This window comes from Thermoflexus sp. (assembly GCF_025055495.1).
Taxonomy (GTDB): domain Bacteria; phylum Chloroflexota; class Anaerolineae; order Thermoflexales; family Thermoflexaceae; genus Thermoflexus.
Window position 1 is genome coordinate 1 of record NZ_JANWXB010000242.1, and the last position, 16,157, is coordinate 16,157.

At 63.8% G+C, this 16,157-nt stretch carries 13 protein-coding genes; 11 read left to right on the forward strand and 2 right to left on the reverse strand.

Going from position 1 to position 16,157, the window contains the following annotated elements:
• Together NZM16_RS07920 and NZM16_RS07925 are read right to left on the reverse strand one after the other, a co-directional pair.
• Window positions 1–483, reverse strand: a 483-nt coding sequence (locus tag NZM16_RS07920; protein WP_295479767.1) for an NAD-dependent epimerase/dehydratase family protein, incomplete at its 3' end; no start/stop codon positions are given.
• 85 nt (window positions 484–568) lie between these two features.
• Window positions 569–1,618 (reverse strand): PHP domain-containing protein, encoded by a 1,050-nt coding sequence (locus tag NZM16_RS07925; RefSeq protein ID WP_295451790.1) that lies wholly within the window; start codon window positions 1,616–1,618, stop codon window positions 569–571.
• 453 nt (window positions 1,619–2,071) lie between these two features.
• On the opposite strand from NZM16_RS07925, the gene NZM16_RS07930 reads away from it, so the two are divergent.
• The 11 genes from NZM16_RS07930 to NZM16_RS07980 all read left to right on the forward strand — a co-directional run.
• Window positions 2,072–2,842, forward strand: a complete 771-nt coding sequence (locus tag NZM16_RS07930) for a slipin family protein (RefSeq protein WP_295451788.1) — start codon at window positions 2,072–2,074, stop codon at window positions 2,840–2,842.
• Window positions 2,843–3,439: 597 nt separating this feature from the next.
• Complete coding sequence (locus NZM16_RS07935; protein ID WP_295451785.1) at window positions 3,440–4,831, forward strand: cation diffusion facilitator family transporter; 1,392 nt, start codon at window positions 3,440–3,442, stop codon at window positions 4,829–4,831.
• A 16-nt stretch (window positions 4,832–4,847) separates the two neighbouring features.
• Window positions 4,848–5,546 (forward strand): cupin domain-containing protein, encoded by a 699-nt coding sequence (locus NZM16_RS07940; protein ID WP_295451784.1) that lies wholly within the window; start codon window positions 4,848–4,850, stop codon window positions 5,544–5,546.
• A 97-nt stretch (window positions 5,547–5,643) separates the two neighbouring features.
• On the forward strand, window positions 5,644–7,758 hold the full coding sequence (locus tag NZM16_RS07945; protein WP_295479769.1) for an HDIG domain-containing metalloprotein: 2,115 nt from the start codon (window positions 5,644–5,646) through the stop codon (window positions 7,756–7,758).
• A 139-nt stretch (window positions 7,759–7,897) separates the two neighbouring features.
• Window positions 7,898–8,395, forward strand: coding sequence for an rRNA maturation RNase YbeY (gene ybeY, locus NZM16_RS07950; RefSeq protein ID WP_295451780.1), 498 nt, complete (start codon window positions 7,898–7,900; stop codon window positions 8,393–8,395).
• Between the two features lie 467 nt (window positions 8,396–8,862).
• Window positions 8,863–9,957 carry a rod shape-determining protein gene (locus NZM16_RS07955; RefSeq protein ID WP_295479771.1) on the forward strand — a complete coding sequence of 365 codons (1,095 nt, stop codon included), beginning with the start codon at window positions 8,863–8,865 and terminating at the stop codon, window positions 9,955–9,957.
• A gap of 101 nt (window positions 9,958–10,058) precedes the next feature.
• Window positions 10,059–10,895, forward strand: coding sequence for a rod shape-determining protein MreC (mreC, locus tag NZM16_RS07960; protein ID WP_295479773.1), 837 nt, complete (start codon window positions 10,059–10,061; stop codon window positions 10,893–10,895).
• A 98-nt stretch (window positions 10,896–10,993) separates the two neighbouring features.
• Window positions 10,994–11,500 carry a rod shape-determining protein MreD gene (gene mreD / locus NZM16_RS07965; protein WP_295479775.1) on the forward strand — a complete coding sequence of 169 codons (507 nt, stop codon included), beginning with the start codon at window positions 10,994–10,996 and terminating at the stop codon, window positions 11,498–11,500.
• Between the two features lie 127 nt (window positions 11,501–11,627).
• Window positions 11,628–13,640 carry a penicillin-binding protein 2 gene (gene mrdA / locus NZM16_RS07970; RefSeq protein ID WP_295479777.1) on the forward strand — a complete coding sequence of 671 codons (2,013 nt, stop codon included), beginning with the start codon at window positions 11,628–11,630 and terminating at the stop codon, window positions 13,638–13,640.
• A gap of 38 nt (window positions 13,641–13,678) precedes the next feature.
• Complete coding sequence (locus NZM16_RS07975) at window positions 13,679–14,632, forward strand: proline dehydrogenase family protein (RefSeq protein WP_295479779.1); 954 nt, start codon at window positions 13,679–13,681, stop codon at window positions 14,630–14,632.
• Between the two features lie 248 nt (window positions 14,633–14,880).
• Window positions 14,881–16,157: beta-galactosidase (locus NZM16_RS07980; protein ID WP_295479781.1), on the forward strand; the 1,277-nt coding region annotated here is incomplete at its 3' end.

Consider the following 16,157-nt stretch of genomic DNA (forward strand, 5'->3'; position numbering starts at 1 on the left):
CAGCGCTAAATGCTCGTCCAGCAACTTGCTCACCGCATAAGCCCAACGCAACGAGGTCGGCGGGCCCAGCCGCAGATCGTCCCCCTCCGCCGCCGGCCAGTGCACGCCTTTCCCATAAACCTCCGAGGAGGAAGCCACACAAACCGAAATCCCGCGTTCCGCACACGCCTCCAGAACCCGCTGGGTCCCTTCCACATTGACCTGAATGGTCCGCACAGGGTCCGCCAGCACCCGAGGAACCCCCACCACCGCAGCCAAATGAAAGACCGCCTCCACTCCCCCCAGGGCCATCCGAAGCGCCGCGGGATCCCGCACATCGCCAACGATCACGCGAAGACGGGGATGATCGCGCACTCCACTCAGATTGCCCAATTGGCCTCCGCTGAGATCATCCAGAACCGTCACCTCATATCCCTCTGCCAGCAGACGCTCCACCAGATGGGAGCCAATGAAACCCGCCCCGCCTGTGACCAACACACGCACGTCCTTTCCTCCAGCACCTGATTAAGCGGAGCCAAGAACCTTATAGCCTCCGGCTCACATCCCCAACCCCAGGAAACCAAGGGCGCTAAATTACCCGGATCGGATTCGTCAGAATCCAGAGACGGCCACCACGATACACCTGAATCCGATAAATTCCCGGTTCCGCAGTGAGATGACGCAACATCCGCCCACGCGCCCGGGCAACCACGCCATCCCCAAAGCGGATCAGGCGGAACTCCCCCGGGAGAGGAGCCACCGCCTCCATCTGAACAGCCCCAGCTCGACGCAATGTCTCCCCCATCGTCGCCCGCCGGTGGCCGCTATAGGCCTCAAAGCGAAACCCTCGAGAAGAACCCAGCAGATCATTGGCAACCCAAGCACGACCCGCCTGCAAGGCATCACGAATCAGCGGCCAATCCTCTTCCACACGACGCTGGAGCGGATGATCCACCAGGATATGGGTATTCACCGCACGGAATAACCACTCATAGGGGAAAAGAACTCGCCGCAATGGCCCCAGCGCGTAAAGATGTGCATGGGCATCCGCCCCGCCGATGGCCACCGCTGGAATCTCAGAGAGCCACAATTGCTCCCACCATCGGACTGCCTCTGGAAAGGGGCCAAAGAGGAAGCGGTGGGGAAAAAACGCATAATAGAGCGCGTGAAGCGGGGTTCTCAACCGAGCCTTGAACTCGCTCATCGTATTCCAGAGCTCCAGGCCGGTGAACCCCACGACCTCACGATCCACCCAGGGGAGAGCCGGCTCGCCCAGCCGGCTCTGCAGCCAGCGAGGGGCATATTCCACCGGATGGGCCAGGAAGACTAAGGCCCCCAGCTCTCGGGCTGCGCAAATCAGCGCTTGAGGGGAAGAGGCAAGCGGAGCCAGCTCCTGACCGGCTCCCAGGATGAGGGCATGGTTCGCCTGGGGCTGCCGGCACGGATCGTGGACCTCCTCGCCCACCAGAAGCAGAACCCGATTGTGGTAGCCTTGCAGCCCTCCGACCCACACATTATGATCTGTCACCCCGACCACATCCAGGCCCGCCCGCGCTGCAGCGGCCACCACATCTCGATGAAAACCCGCTCCATCCGAGAAACGCGTGTGACTATGGAGATTACATACCAGCTCAATCATGATCCCTCACCGTTTCTGTATCATCATGAGCGATCGGACCTTCTTTCAAACGGTCCACCCATCTAACCGCCTCAAAAATTCCCTGGATTCAGTTTAGAGCAGGAGGAGGAAGCGAACAAGGGAGACATCCCCAACAGGAGAGAGCCATAAGCCCATTGCAATCCTACTTCACTACTTCACCCCTCAGTCACAGATAGAGACCAGTTGAACAATGGCTCCACCCCCCTTTTACCCCTCTCCCTACGGCCCTCCGGGCCGTAGGGAGAGGGGTAAAAATACCTTCGGGGGAGGCGCCGAAGGCACCCGAATCCGCCCTCAAAGCCCCCGAACGCTTACTCAATCAGCAACAGAACAGCGGGTTGCCGTGCTACAATGAGAGAAGAGCATCGACCGGCTACAACCGTTCTATGAGACGCCATGCCATCTGGCAGGCCAGAAAGGAGGATATTCCCAATGGAGTGGATCACCTTTGGCGTGCCCATTCTCGTAGCGGCCATTGCCCTGCTCTCCTCTGCGATCCGCATCCTGCCGGAGTGGGAACGCGGCGTGGTGCTACGGCTTGGCCGCTACCATTCAACGAAAGGCCCGGGTCTCTTCTTCATCATCCCGATCATCGATCGGGTGATCCGGGTCAACCTGAGGCTGATGACCTTCGATGTGCCGCCCCAGGAAGCGATCACCCGAGATAACGTCACCGTGAAGGTAAACGCCGTCGTCTTCTATCGCGTGATCGACCCAGCGAAGGCCATCACCCAGGTGGAGGATTTCAAGGCGGCAACCTGGAACCTCGCCCAGACAACCCTCCGCAGCGTCCTGGGCCAGTCGGAGCTGGACGAATTGCTGGCCCACCGCGATAAGGTGAACGCCCACCTGAGGCAGATCCTGGATGAGGCGACCGATTCGTGGGGGATCAAGGTGGTGATGGTGGAGGTGAAAGACGTAGAGCTTCCGCAGGGGATGCAGCGAGCGATGGCCCGACAAGCCGAGGCGGAACGGGAGAAGCGAGCGAAGATCATTCATGCGGAAGGAGAATACCAGGCCGCGAAGACCCTGGTGGAGGCCGCCCGGATGATCGCCTCCGAGCCTGCCGCCCTCCAGCTACGGTATCTGCAAACCCTGACAGAGATCTCGATGGAGAAGAACTCCACCATCATCTTCCCAGTGCCAGTGGATACCCTCCAGGTCTTCCTGGGCAATATGCATCGGGCCACCCCCAGCTCCTGAGAAGGAGATTTCAGAGCAACCGGGCGTGGGGAAGAGTAGATTACTCCACTCCCTAACTTACCCTCTTTGCCTGGGTGGGCAAGGAGGGCAAGTTGCCTTTCTCCCTCCGCGGGATGAGCTGGGGTCTCCGATCCCCAGCTCATCCCACCGGACCATGGACGAACTCGCGATTCCTTTCTGTGGGGAGATTTCGGGAGGGCAGGGATGGGGTGGGGTGCCTTCGGCGCCCCACCCCATCCCTAAACGGTTATTTCCCCGGCCCCTCAGCTCTGCAGGCTGTGGGGAGAGGGGTGCAGGGGATGGGGATTTCCCATTGCTGAGAGCAACATTTTTTCAAGGATCCGACCGACCGCCTTTAGTGCTTTGTCCATTTTTCATTTGGGGGTTTTAGGATGCAGTGTGGGAAGCCTTTGGCCTCCCGCACCGCCCCCGAAAGATGTTCTCTTCCCCCTCCCCACAGCCCTCTGGGCCGTGGGGAGGGGGAAGAAAGAGGGGGGGCCATCGCCTTCCAGACTCGCTTCGGTTCCTCCCATCCCCAGTTTATAGCTGGATAAAGCACTGGGCTTGCCTGACTCTAAAACCCGCGGAGTATGATCGATGTATCAACGCCAGGTGCAACGGGTGTTATGGATCGTCCTGGCAGCCAACCTGACGGTAGCCGTCATTAAGCTTTTCGTCGGGCTGCGAGCTGGAGCCCTGAGCGCCATGGCCGACGCATTCCACAGCGGGCTGGACGCCTCGGCCAACATCATCGGGCTGGTAGGGATCGCGCTGGCCTCGCGGCCACCCGATCGCAACCATCCCTACGGCCATCGTAAATATGAGGCCATCGCCGCCCTGATCCTGGGCGTCTTTCTGTTGATGGCCTCCCTGGAGGTCATTCGAGGCGTGATCGAGCGGTTGCTTCTGGGAGGGCAACCGGAGGTCAGCGGGCCATTGTTTATGCTGATGCTGCTCACCCTGCCGATGAATTTCGCCATCTCCCGCTACGAAGCCCGCCAGGGAGAGCGACTGCGCAGCAGCATCCTGATGGCCGACGCCCTTCACACCCGCACCGATGTCTTCGTTACGCTGTCGGTCCTGGCCAGCCTGGCCGCCGTTCGCCTGGGGCTCCCCTGGCTGGACCCCCTGGTCGCTCTGGGCGTGGTGGGGGTGATCATCGCTGCCGGCCTGCGCATCCTTCGATCCACCGCCCTGGTGCTCACGGATAGCGCAGCCATCGATCCGGCAGAGGTCGAACGGGTAGCCCTTTCCGTGCCGGGGGTGCGCTCCATTCATCGGGTGCGCAGCCGGGGAACGCCGGATGAGACCTACGTGGATCTTCACCTTAAGGTGGATCCTGCGATGAGCACCGAGCAGGCCCATGCCATCGCCACAGAGGTCGAGGAACGGTTGAAATCCGAGATCCAGGGCGTGGTGGATGCGGTGGTTCATATCGAGCCCGGACGCCTTCCTCCCTCTTCCGAATGGGAAGCCATGACCGTCCGTCTGCGGAACCTGGCCGATGGACTGGGACTGGGCGTGCACGAGCTCCACGGGGTCCAGACTCCAGAAGGATATCACATCGGGCTCCACGTGGAGGTCGATGAAGCCCTCTCCGTGGAGGAAGCGCATGACCGGGTCACGGAGTTGGAGCGACGAGCCCGGGAGCACTTCCCCCAGATCCTCACCGTAACCACCCACATCGAACCCCGAGCCCATGGGCCACGGGCTGCAGGCCCCGGGGCTCCGGAGGCCCTGATCGTCGCCGCCCGGGAAGCTGTGGAACGGATCTTTGGCCCCGGATCCTGCCAGGAGGTCCGCCTTTACCCCCATGAGGCGGGCTATGATGTGGCGCTGATCTGCCAGGTAGCCGGGAAGACCCCACTGGAGGAAGCTCATCGGCAGGCGGAGACCGTTGAGCAGGAATTGCGACAGCGCTTCCCGGAGCTCCAGCACATCATCGTCCATGTAGAGCCGGCTGGGATGACCCAAGACGTTCTTTCGTGAAGTGGAGCAAGCGGGAATGATCTTTCGGGCCTCGATCCCCGAAATCCGTGAGAGCTTAGCACAGCCCTTTCAGGTTTATCCGATCGCTCGGTTCGGAACGGTTCACGTTTACGCCTATCGCTCTTACGGCGAGGTCACCCGGCATCGTCATCCGGAATTCGATGAGGTGTTTCTGATTTACGAAGGGCTGGTCACCTTCTGGACGGATCGTGAGGAACTGACGTTGAAGCCCGACGAGCTGATCTGGATCCCCCGTGGCATGGCCCACCGTTCCGGATCGCGGGTGCCCTCGCTGGTGCTGCTATTCCGAAAGGATTTCATGCCCGAGCGTCGGAACGGGGATTTTCGGATCAGCGATCCGACCGTAGGATCTCCCATTACCGCGCGCATTCATGAGCGCCTTCGAGCCTATCCGGATTTCACGCCAGCGCTTCTGCTGGAGGCCGACGCGGTCCGCTACCATGGGCTTCGGGGGAATGGGTCTTCCCCGGAGTGGAAAACTCAAGGGCCTACGTTCCTGTTGTTGCTGCGGGGCGAGATCGCGATGGAGGCCGGCCGGCCGGACTGGCCAGAGCCAGTCCGCGGGATTTTGGCCCCCGGCGAACTGGCCGTTCTTCCACCGGGCACCCGCTGGCGATGGACAAGCCGAGAGCGATCGGTGCTTCTCTGGGTAGAGGATATGGAAGCCCACAACTCAGCACAAGAGCAGGGCTGAATGCGACATGAAGTTAACACCTGCAAGGAGGAAATCCTGCTCTCCGATGCGAAAGCCGCATAAACTGAAAACTGTAAAAAGCCTTCCGCGCGCAGGCATGCTGGATCAGATAGACCATACGATGGGTGGAGAACTGCAAACTGGCTTTTTCCGAGCCATTCCATGGCGGCGGATCCTGCGGACCATTGGCTGGGTCAGCTGGTCGCTGACCCTGATCATGCTGATGATGGTTCTCGTGGCATGGCCGATCGACAACGGGGCCACCCAGGTATGGCAGATCGGACAGGTAGCCCCTCAAACCATCTTCGCTCCTTATGAGCTCCGTTACCCCAGCATGGTCCTGACCGAGCAGGCCCGGGAGGCTGCCGCTGCTCAGGTCGCACCGATCTACACCGGCCCGGATCCTCGAATCGCCCGGCAGCAGGTGGAGAAGCTTCGTCAGAGCCTGGAGATTATCGAGCGTCTCCGCGAGGAAACCCTTCCGCTGGACGAAAAGGTCCGTCGGCTGGAACAGGTGAGCACGGATTACGACCTTCCCCCAGAACAACGTCTCCGCCTGCTGACCATGGATTCCTCCCGATGGGAGCTGCTCACCGGCGAGGCCCTGAGGCTGCTGGATCAGATCATGCGGGAGCCCATTCGAGAGGATGAAGGGTCCATGGTGCTTCGCGAGCTCCCTCGTCAGGTCACCGCCCGCCTCACAGAGGATGAAGCCGACCTGGTGGTCCGGCTGGTGGCGCCTCTGATTGTTCCGAACAGCGTGCTGGATGTAGAGGCCACCGAGGCCGCCCGCCGACAGGCCCGGGAGGCCGTGCCCCCTCAGATCCGTCGGATCCGCGCGGGCGAGGCCATCATCCGCCAGGGAGACATCCTGGACGCGCTGGCCATAGAAGCGCTCCAGCAATACGGCCTGATCTCCCCCGCGACCCCCTGGCATCTTCCGGTCTCCCGGGGAACGATTGCAGGTCTTGGGGCGCTCGGGCTCCTGCTGCTCCTCCAGCGGGTTGCCCCCGAAGTTCAGGAACGCCCCCGGCGCCTGCTGGCCCTCCTGGGCGTTCTCCTCCTCTTCGCCCTGGGCGCACGCCTCGTCACGGTTTTCGCGCCCGATTGGATCTGGGCCTTTCCCACCGCAGCGCTGGGCATGCTGATGGTCGCCGGATTGGGCACCGTGCCGGCCCTGTTGCTCAGTGCGATCTGGTCCTTATGGTTTGGCCTGATCGCTGATCGAACCCTCGCCTTCCTGGCCGCCTCCCTCCTGGCCAACTGGATCACGATCCTGATGCTCCACCGGCTCGAGCGCCTCCAGACGCTGTTAATGGCCGGATTGAGTGCGGGCGCGGTCACCGGCCTGATCGGCATCGCCGCCGCCGCGGAGGCTGGATCGCTTTCCCCGCTGGGGGTGCTCATCACCGCAGGGATGGGAGTGCTGGCCGGTGCCCTGTCGATCACGATCACCCTGATTGGGTTTATCGTGCTGGGTGTCCTCTTCGATGTCACCACGCCGCTCCATCTCCTGGAGCTGGCCCGCCCCACCCACCCGCTTTTGCATCAGCTGATGGTGCGGGCTCCGGGAACCTATCATCACACGCTGATGGTCGCCAACCTGGCGGAACAGGCCGCCCTGCGGATCGGCGCGGATCCCCTCCTGGCCCGGGTGGGAGCCCTATATCACGACATCGGGAAGATGGTCCGCCCATATTTGTTCGTGGAGAACCAATTGAATGGAGGCAACCCCCACGAGCAGATGGATCCTTACACCAGCGCCCAGGCGATCCTGCGCCATGTCGAGGACGGCCTCGCCCTGGCCCGACGCTATCGGCTCCCCCGCCGGATCCGAGCCTTCATCCAGGAGCACCATGGGACCATGTGCGTGACCATCCCCTATCATCGTGCGGTTCAGGAGTCGAGGGATCCGGAAAAGGTGGATCGGGCGGCCTTCTGCTATCGGGGCCCGCGGCCCCAAAGCAAGGAAACGGCCATTGTGATGCTCGCAGATGGCTGCGAGGCCGCTGTCCGGGCAGCGCGGCCAAAGGACCCCCAGGAGCTGGCGCGGATCCTGGAACGGGTGTTTCAGGAACGCATCTACTCCGGACAACTGGATGAGGCGCCGTTAACCATGCAAGATCTCCAGGGGATCCGAGAGGCGTTCCTCCAGGTTTTCCAGGGGATGTTCCACCCCCGCCTGATCTATCCAGAGGCTCCGTCTCGTTGAGAGAGTCCCAGGGCTGAGAGGCAGTCGAGGATCGAGGGCTACTTCCCCAGCCCGAAACCCGTGAGAGAGCTTGAAAATTCCACCGGACGTCAGGCGTCTGTCGGCAGAGCGGGGGATCCCTGCAATCCAGAGCGATCCGATGAAGGGAAAGAGGCGATCTCGCATCCGAGTTGAAATCCGTGCGCCCCGTGCGTATCAGGCCCCGGGGCGCATCGCCGGGCTGCGACGGGCCGCCCGAGCTGTCCTTCGGCGCCATGGGCTGGAAGGCAGCGCCACCCTGACGGTAGCGCTGGTCGATGAGGAGACCATCCACCATCTGAACCGAACCTATCGGGGGATCGATGCACCCACAGATGTGCTTTCCTTCCCCACGCAGGTGGAAATCTTTCCCGGCGTGCGCTATCTGGGCGATGTCGTGATCGCTTTTCCCTATGCGGCTCGCCAGGCTCAACGGGAGGGACATCCCCTGGACGGGGAGCTGGCGTTGCTGACCGTGCATGGAGTTCTACATCTGCTGGGCTATGATCACGATACGGAGCCTGAGCGGCATCGGATGTGGGCGATCCAGCGGGAGATCCTCGATGAGCTGGGCTTTCCCGGGATCGCCCCCACGGACGAAGAAGAATCGGTCGGATAGAGGGTGCGCGAAACCGAAGAGATCGCAAGCCAGAACAGACATCGGGCCCGGGTTGCCCCCGCCTGAGCTTTCCGGTAGTGTTTCTCCTGCAGACGGGCGAGGGACGGGGCATCAATGGCCTTTCCCCCTTTATCCCCCCCTCCGAGGCGATTCTTCATACCCCCATCCAGAGGGACAGACCGAGCCGGAAGGCGGTTGCCGAATGGGTGGGCTGCCCGTATAATCCAGCCCGGATCCCTTCGAAGCTGATGCGGCAACCCGGGGGGAGATATCCTTCGATCCAAAGACAGTTCGGGAGGGCGAGCCTCATAACGGGCTCCCGATGCTGGGCTGAAGGGCGGGAGGGCTCCATGAGCGCATCTCCACCGGGTCGGACAACAAACCCGTGAAGACTGCCCTCCAGGAAGTCAAGTGCCATTGTCCATCTCTGCCCGAGCATGTCATCCTGGATCTGGAGAAGAAGACCGGTGTGGAATCCGATCGACGCGCTGTTAGGATGGTTTTCCCTGGACATTGGGATCGATCTGGGGACAGCAACCACCTTGGTGTGCGTGCGGGGAAAGGGGATCGTCATTCACGAGCCATCGTGGGTGGCCATTGACCGGCGTTCCCGACAGGTGCTGGCGGTCGGGGAGGCGGCCAAGGAAATGGTGGGTCGGACCCCCGCTCATATTGTGGCGATCCGCCCGCTGCGGGACGGGGTGATCTCGGAGTTCGAGGTCACCCGGGAGATGATCGGCGAGTTCATCCGCAAAGCCCACCAGCAGGTCCCTGTCCCGGTCCCTCGCCCCCGGGTGGTGATAGGGATCCCCAGTGGGGTCACCGAAGTGGAGCGCCGCGCGGTCCACGACGCCTGTCTGGCCGCCGGCGCCCGCGTCGCCTTCCTGATTGAGGAACCCCTGGCGGCGGCCATTGGGATCGGCCTACCGGTCGCCGAGGCCCGCGGGAGCATGGTGGTGGATATCGGCGGGGGAACCACCGAGGTGGCCGTCTTCGCTCTGGGAGGGATCGTGGTCGGACGTTCGGTCCGCGTGGCTGGGGACGAAATGGACGAGGCCATCGTGAATTATATGCGTCAGCGCTATAACCTTCTCATCGGTGAGCGGATGGCCGAGCGGGTGAAGATCGAAATCGGGTCCGCCTATCCCCTTCCGGAGGAGCGGACCATGGTCGTCCGCGGGCGGAATCTGGTCACCGGGCTGCCCGATGCCATTGAGGTCTCCAGCATCGAGATCCGCGAGGCCCTGCGGGACGCGGTAGGGATCATCGTGGACACGGTGAAATCCGTCCTGGATGAGACGCCGCCCGAACTGGTCGCGGATATTATGGAGGTCGGCATCGCCCTGGTCGGCGGCGGGGCCCAACTCAAGGGCCTGGCCCAACGCCTGACCGAGGAAACGCGCATCCGATGCTGGGTTCCCCCGAATCCGGTCATCGCTGTCGCGATGGGAGCGGCGAAGGTGCTGGAAGACCTGGACACCTGGCATCGAGTGCTGACCTCGCTGGATCGCGGCCGGCCGCCCCGATCGCCGGTGCGCATCGGCCAGCCGATCGCCCGGTAAAGGAACGCCGCCTCGCGATTGAGCATCTCTTTGCGCCAGCCGGGAGGCCTGGTGGCCTCGACCATCCCGAAACGTCCATTGGAGGAATGGGGGGAGGAAGAATGGCCCTGCGCCCGGGAGATCGACGGCCGTGGATGGTCTGGCTGTTCATCGGCCTGGCGGTGTTGCTCCTCTTCCTCCACGGGCTGGGATGGCTTCAGCCGGTGGAGTCCCTTCTGGCGGTTCCCCTAACACCCCTCCAGCGCCTCGTGGTCGACGTGGGACGCAACGCCCTGGATGCGGTAGGATTCCTTCGGGAGATCCGGGATCTCCGGGAGGAGGCAGAGCGCTTGCGGGCTCAGGTGGAAGATCTCCAGACAGAGAACCTGCGTCTGCGAGAGCTGGCCGCCGAGAACGCCGAGCTGAAGGCGCTGTTGGGGATCGTCCAGGAGAACCCTCAGACCACGTTCGTGGCCGCCACGGTGATCGGCTACGAGACGGATCCTTATCTTCGCTTTCTCATCCTGGATGTGGGAACCCGTCAGGGGATCCGGAAAGGGATGCCGGTGATCACCCGGGGCTCCGCCCTGGTTGGGCGGATCACCTCTGCGGATCTTAACCGCTCCCGGGTGCGTTTGCTGAACGATGGGGGAAGCCAGGTGGGGGCGCTGTTGCAAACCACTCGCGCGACCGGGATGGTGATCGGCCAGCCCGATGGGAGCCTGTTGCTGGATTTTGTGCGCCCCGATGAGGAGATCCTCCCGGGCGATGTGGTGCTGACATCCGGAGTGGGGGGCCAGATCCCTCGGGCGCTGGTCATCGGCCAGGTCGCCGAGGTGCTAGGGTCGGGAGAGCCCTTCCAGCGGGCCCGCGTTCGCCCAGCAGTCGATCCACGACGCCTAACCTACGTGCTGGTGATTACGAGCTTTCCCGGCATGGAAACCCCGATCCAGCCCTAAGATCCACGTGATAACCAGACAAAGCATTCAGCTTCCCAGGGGAAGATTTCATTCCCCTTGAAATCGAAAGCACGATCCTGTGCAGGAATAGGCCTTTGATGCGACGACGATGGGTGCAGGCCCTGGGCGTCCTGGGAGTCGCCGCGCTGCTTCAGGCGACCTGGGTCCCCCTGGGGATCTCGGATCCCGGGCGCCCGAATCTGGTCTTCCTGGTGGTCGCCACCGCGGCCTTCCTTGCCCCATTGGAGGAAGGCTTCGGATGGGCGCTGGCCGGGGGGCTGCTGCTGGACCTTTTCTCCGGCGGTCCGATGGGGCATAGCGCGCTGGCCCTGATGGCGATGGTTCCCCTCGCCCATGGGCTCAGTCGGCCCGTTTTCCGGGGGAGACTGATCATGCCGGCGCTAGTGGCCGTGGCGGGCACCCTCGTGATGGAGAGCACTCGAGGGATCCTCCTGATGGCCTTACAATATCCAGTGGATTGGAACACAGCGCTCCGCCAGGTGATCCTTCCGGAGGCGCTCTGGAATACGGTGGGAATGTTGTTGTTCTATCCCCTGTTTCGAGCGCTTCGACCCCGCCCTGAGCGGCCGGCGTTACGCCCGTAAGGGGAAAACCTTCACTTCACCGCGTGGAGAGGGGGTGAGAGGGCGATGGCTTTGTTGCCCGCACCCCACCCGAATCACCCGTTTGCAACGGAACTGGAGAACGCAGGGGAGCGACCGGGGCTCAGCGATGTCGGAACCTTATCCACCTCGTGCAGAATCGGAAGCTCTGGATAGCGTGGCGGTATTTCGTCCTCCCCCACCGCCTCGCCCTTCCCCTTATCTTCGCCTGATCCTCTGGGGTTTGTGGATCGCCCTCGCCTTCGCCGGGCTGGGTTATCGCCTCTATCAGCTCCAGATCCTCGAGGGACCAGGATATCAGGCCCTGGGGGAACGCAATCGCCTCCGGGTGATCCCTCTGGAGGCTCCCCGGGGGCTCCTTCTGGATCGTCATGGCCGCCCACTGGTCCAGAACGATCCGGCTTTTCGGGTCCTGGTGATCCCGGGAGAGCTCCCGGAGGAGCCTTCCCATCGGGAGGCGATCTTCCATCAGCTCAGCCAGTGGCTGGGCATCCCTGAGGAAGGCAGCGGGGCCTCGGCCCATGGACAGGGCAGCCCGGGGATCCGGGATCGGGTCGAGGCCGCCGCCCGCGAGGCGCCCTTCCGTCCGCTGGTCTTAAAGGAACCCGTGGATCGGGAGGTCGCATTCCGCCTGATGGAGGAAGAAGCACGCCTTCCGGGTGTACGGGTGGAACTGATTCTGCAGCGGCGCTACCCGACGGGCGTGCTGACGGCCCACGTGGTGGGCTTTGTTGGGCGCATCCCGGCGGAGCAGGCTGCGCGCTATCAAGCGGAAGGCTACGATCCGGCGGTGGATCGGGTGGGGCTCAGCGGCCTGGAATATGCCCTGGAGTCCTGGCTGCGGGGCGTAAAGGGGGCGCGCTATGTGGAGGAGGATGCCCTGGGCCGGCCGGTGCGGACACTGGCGGAGATCCCGCCTCAGGCAGGGGCCCGGATCACATTGACGCTGGATCTGGATCTGCAGAAAGCGGCGCGGGCGGCGCTGCAGGCGAAGGTGGAGGAGCTCAACCGCATCGCTGGCCGGGAGATCACTCGACGGGCGGTCGCCCTCGTGATGCGGCCCACCACGGGAGAGATCCTGGCGATGGTCAGCCTCCCGGATTACGACAACAACCTGTTCGTCAGCCCGGATCTCCCTCAGGTCTATCCCCGCCTGTTGGAGGATCCCTTCGGCCCGCTGCTGAACCACGCGGTCGCTTCCCAGTTCGCGCCGGGTTCTTCTTTCAAACCCATCGTGGCCGCGGCCGCCCTCCAGGAAGGAGTGATCACGCCGCGGACCCAACTGTTCGATCCCGGGGAGATCGTGATTCCCAACCGGTATTTCCCCAATGATCCCGGGTTGGCCCAGCATTTCTTCTGCTGGTTGCGCTCCGGCCACGGCTGGCAAAACGTGGTAGATGCCCTGGCCAACTCCTGCAATGTGTTCTTCTACAAAGTGGCGGGAGGCTACGATGTGCCTGGGGAGCCGGCCTTCAAGGGTTTGGGGATCGAGCGCCTGGTGCGCTATATGCGCGCCTTCGGCCTGGGCGAGCCGACGGGGATCGAGTTGCCCGGGGAGGCCGCCGGACAAGTGCCGGACCCGGAGTGGAAGCGCCGCACGTTCGGGGAAACCTGGTCCACCGGGGACACCTACAATCTGGGGATCGGGCAGGGGTATTTGCTGGTAACGCCGTTGCAATTGATCAACGCGGTCAGCGCCATCGCCAACGGGGGAACCCTCTACCGGCCGACGCTGGTGCGGGAGATCGCGGACGCCCAAGGTCACCTTCTTCGATCGTTCCAGCCGGAGATCCTCGGGCGGCTCCCGATCGCGCCAGAGCATCTGGCAGTGGTCCGGGAGGGCATGGTCGCCGCGGTAGAGCGCGGAACCGCTGTCCGGGCCCAGGTCCCGGGGATCCGCGTGGCCGGCAAGACCGGGACCGCGGAGTTTTGCGATGATCTGGCGTTTCGGATGGGGCTCTGCTCGGGGCGGCGGCTGCCCAGCCACGCTTGGTTCGTCGCCTTCGCGCCAGCGGAGGCGCCCGAGGTGGCCGTGCTGGTGTTCATCTGGAACGGAGGGGAGGGCTCTCAGAACGCCGCGCCGGTGGCCCGGCAGATCCTGGAGGCCTATTTCCAGCGGTGAGCGGCAATGGCCGGATCCTCTATCCGGGGGGAAAGCCGATGTGGCGTGCACTCTTCGTCTCCCTCTCGCGCAACCGGACGATGAAGGAACGGGTGATGCGCTGGGGGTTCGTATGGCGAGCCGCCTCGCGTTTTGTGGCGGGCGAGACGCTGGAGGATGGCCTTCGGGCCATCCGGGAGCTGGAGGCGCTGGGGATCCGGGGCATCCTGGATCATCTGGGGGAGAACGTGGAATCGGAGACGGATGCGAACCGGGCGACGGAGGATTATCTGCTGGCCCTGGACCGCATCGAGAGGCTGGGGCTCGGTGGAGGCCTCGCCCGCTCCTCCCTCCCCCACCTGGCCGTCAAGCCGACCCACCTGGGACTGGACCTGGGGGAAGCGATCTGCGAGCGCAACCTGCGGCAGGTGGTCGAGCGAGCGGCCCGGGCCGGAACCGTGGTGGAGATCGATATGGAGAGCAGTGCGTATACCGAGCGGACCCTGAACCTTTACCGACGCCTGGCCTACGAGTATCCGAACACCCGGATCGCCATCCAGGCCTATCTCTATCGCAGCCGGGAAGATGTGGAGCGCCTGATCGAAGAGGGGATCGCCCGGATCCGGCTGTGTAAGGGGGCTTATCAGGAGCCGCCTCACCTCGCCTATCCCCGGAAACGCGATGTGGATGCAAACTTTGTGCGGCTGATGGAGCGGCTCCTGTCGGGGGAGGCGCGAGGTCGAGGGGCCTACGTCGCCATCGCCACCCACGACGAGCGCATTATCCAACACGCACTCCGCCGGATCGCCGAGGAGGAGGTTCCCCGTGAGGCTTTCGAGTTCCAGATGCTCTACGGGATCCGGCGAGACCTTCAGGTGGCCCTGGCTCGTCAGGGATTCACGGTGCGGGTTTACGTGCCGTATGGGACGGAATGGTATCCCTACTTCATGCGACGTTTGGGGGAACGACCGGCGAACGTTTGGTTTGTGGTGCGCAATCTTCTCTATGCTTAGGGGTTACGCTGTGAGGAGTTGGTTAGATCCAATGGAATGGACCCACCCCTTTCTCTCCTCCTCCCTGTGGCCCTGAGGTTTAGGGGCGGGTGGGGCTGCTGAAGGCGGCCCGCCCCTAAATATCCATTTCCCCCTTCCCGTGACCAAGGGCCGCGGGGAGGGAGGAAGGGGAGGAGAGGCTGGCCCCTTTAAGGAATCCAAACCTTTGCCCTCCCGCGAATAACGAAATCCCTACCATGAAACGCCTGATGGACAGGTGGCGCTCCCTAACATCGGCTCGAAAGATCCTGCTGGGTTTGTTGCTCGTCGTCCTGGGGCTGCTGGGCCTGGGGTTCACCGGAGAGATCCTGCGGGCCCGCTGGCGGGGAACGACCGCGGGGTTCCCGCCGCCGATCCCCTGGTCCGGCGAGCCCCGAGTGGGCCTGAACGTCTCTCTGTTCGGACAGGACCCAGCAATCCGCCAGCGCGACCTAACGCAGATCCGCGCCCTGGGGATCTCCCGCATCCGTGCGTTCTTCCCCTGGTCCCAGATCGAGCCAGAACGGGGACGCCTGGACTGGACGGAAGCGGATGCCGTGATGGCGGATGTGCAGGCCGCCGGGCTGGAACTGGTCGCCGTGCTGGGGGATAGCCCCCCATGGGCCGCTCGGCGAGCCGGTCCAATGGCCCCCCCGCTGAACCCCGCGGACTTCGCTCGGTTCGCCGGGGCGTTCGCGTCGCGCTATGGACAGCGGATGCAGTTTTACCAGATCTGGGATGAGCCGAATCTCACCATCGGGTGGGGAGGCGGCTTCCCGGACCCGGAGACCTATTGGGTCCTGCTCCGCGAGGCGGCCGCAGCGATCCGCCAGGCCGACCCGGACGCGGTCATCGTGCTGGCCGGGCTGGCCCCAACGGTGGAGCAGGGCCCCTGGAACCTCGCCGACTGGCTGTTCCTCGAACGGCTTTACCGGCTTTGCGCCCGCGAAGGACGCGAGGCTACGGGGGAAGGGCGCGTTGCCCCATGCCCCTATTTTGACATCGTGGCCGCCAAACCCTACGGGTTCGACACCGGCCCCGAGGACCGTCGGGTGGACCCCGAGGTCCTGAATTTCTCCCGGGCGGTCCTTTTGCGGGAAGTGATGGTGCGCTACGGAGATGAAGGGAAGCCGGTCTGGGCCAGCCATTGGGGGTGGAACGCGCTGCCGCCGGGCTGGACCGGCCGTCCCTCGATCTGGGGGCAGGTGGACGAGACCACGCAGGCCCGCTATGTTCAGGAGGCGATCGAGCGGGTCCGACGAGAGTGGCCCTGGATGGGGACGATGTTCCTGGAGAGCTGGCGGCCGGACGCCCCGCTCGATGATCCGCGCTGGGGCTTCGCCCTCGTGGATCCCACTGGGCGATGGCGGCCCGCCGCGGAGGCGCTGCGCGCCCCAGCGCGCCGCGCACCCATCAAGCCGGGCGACAATACCGCCGCCAACCCGCAGGGGAGCGCGGGTGGGTCAGTCAATGGGCCGCCCCCCGGAGCCGGCTATGTAGGCGCGGG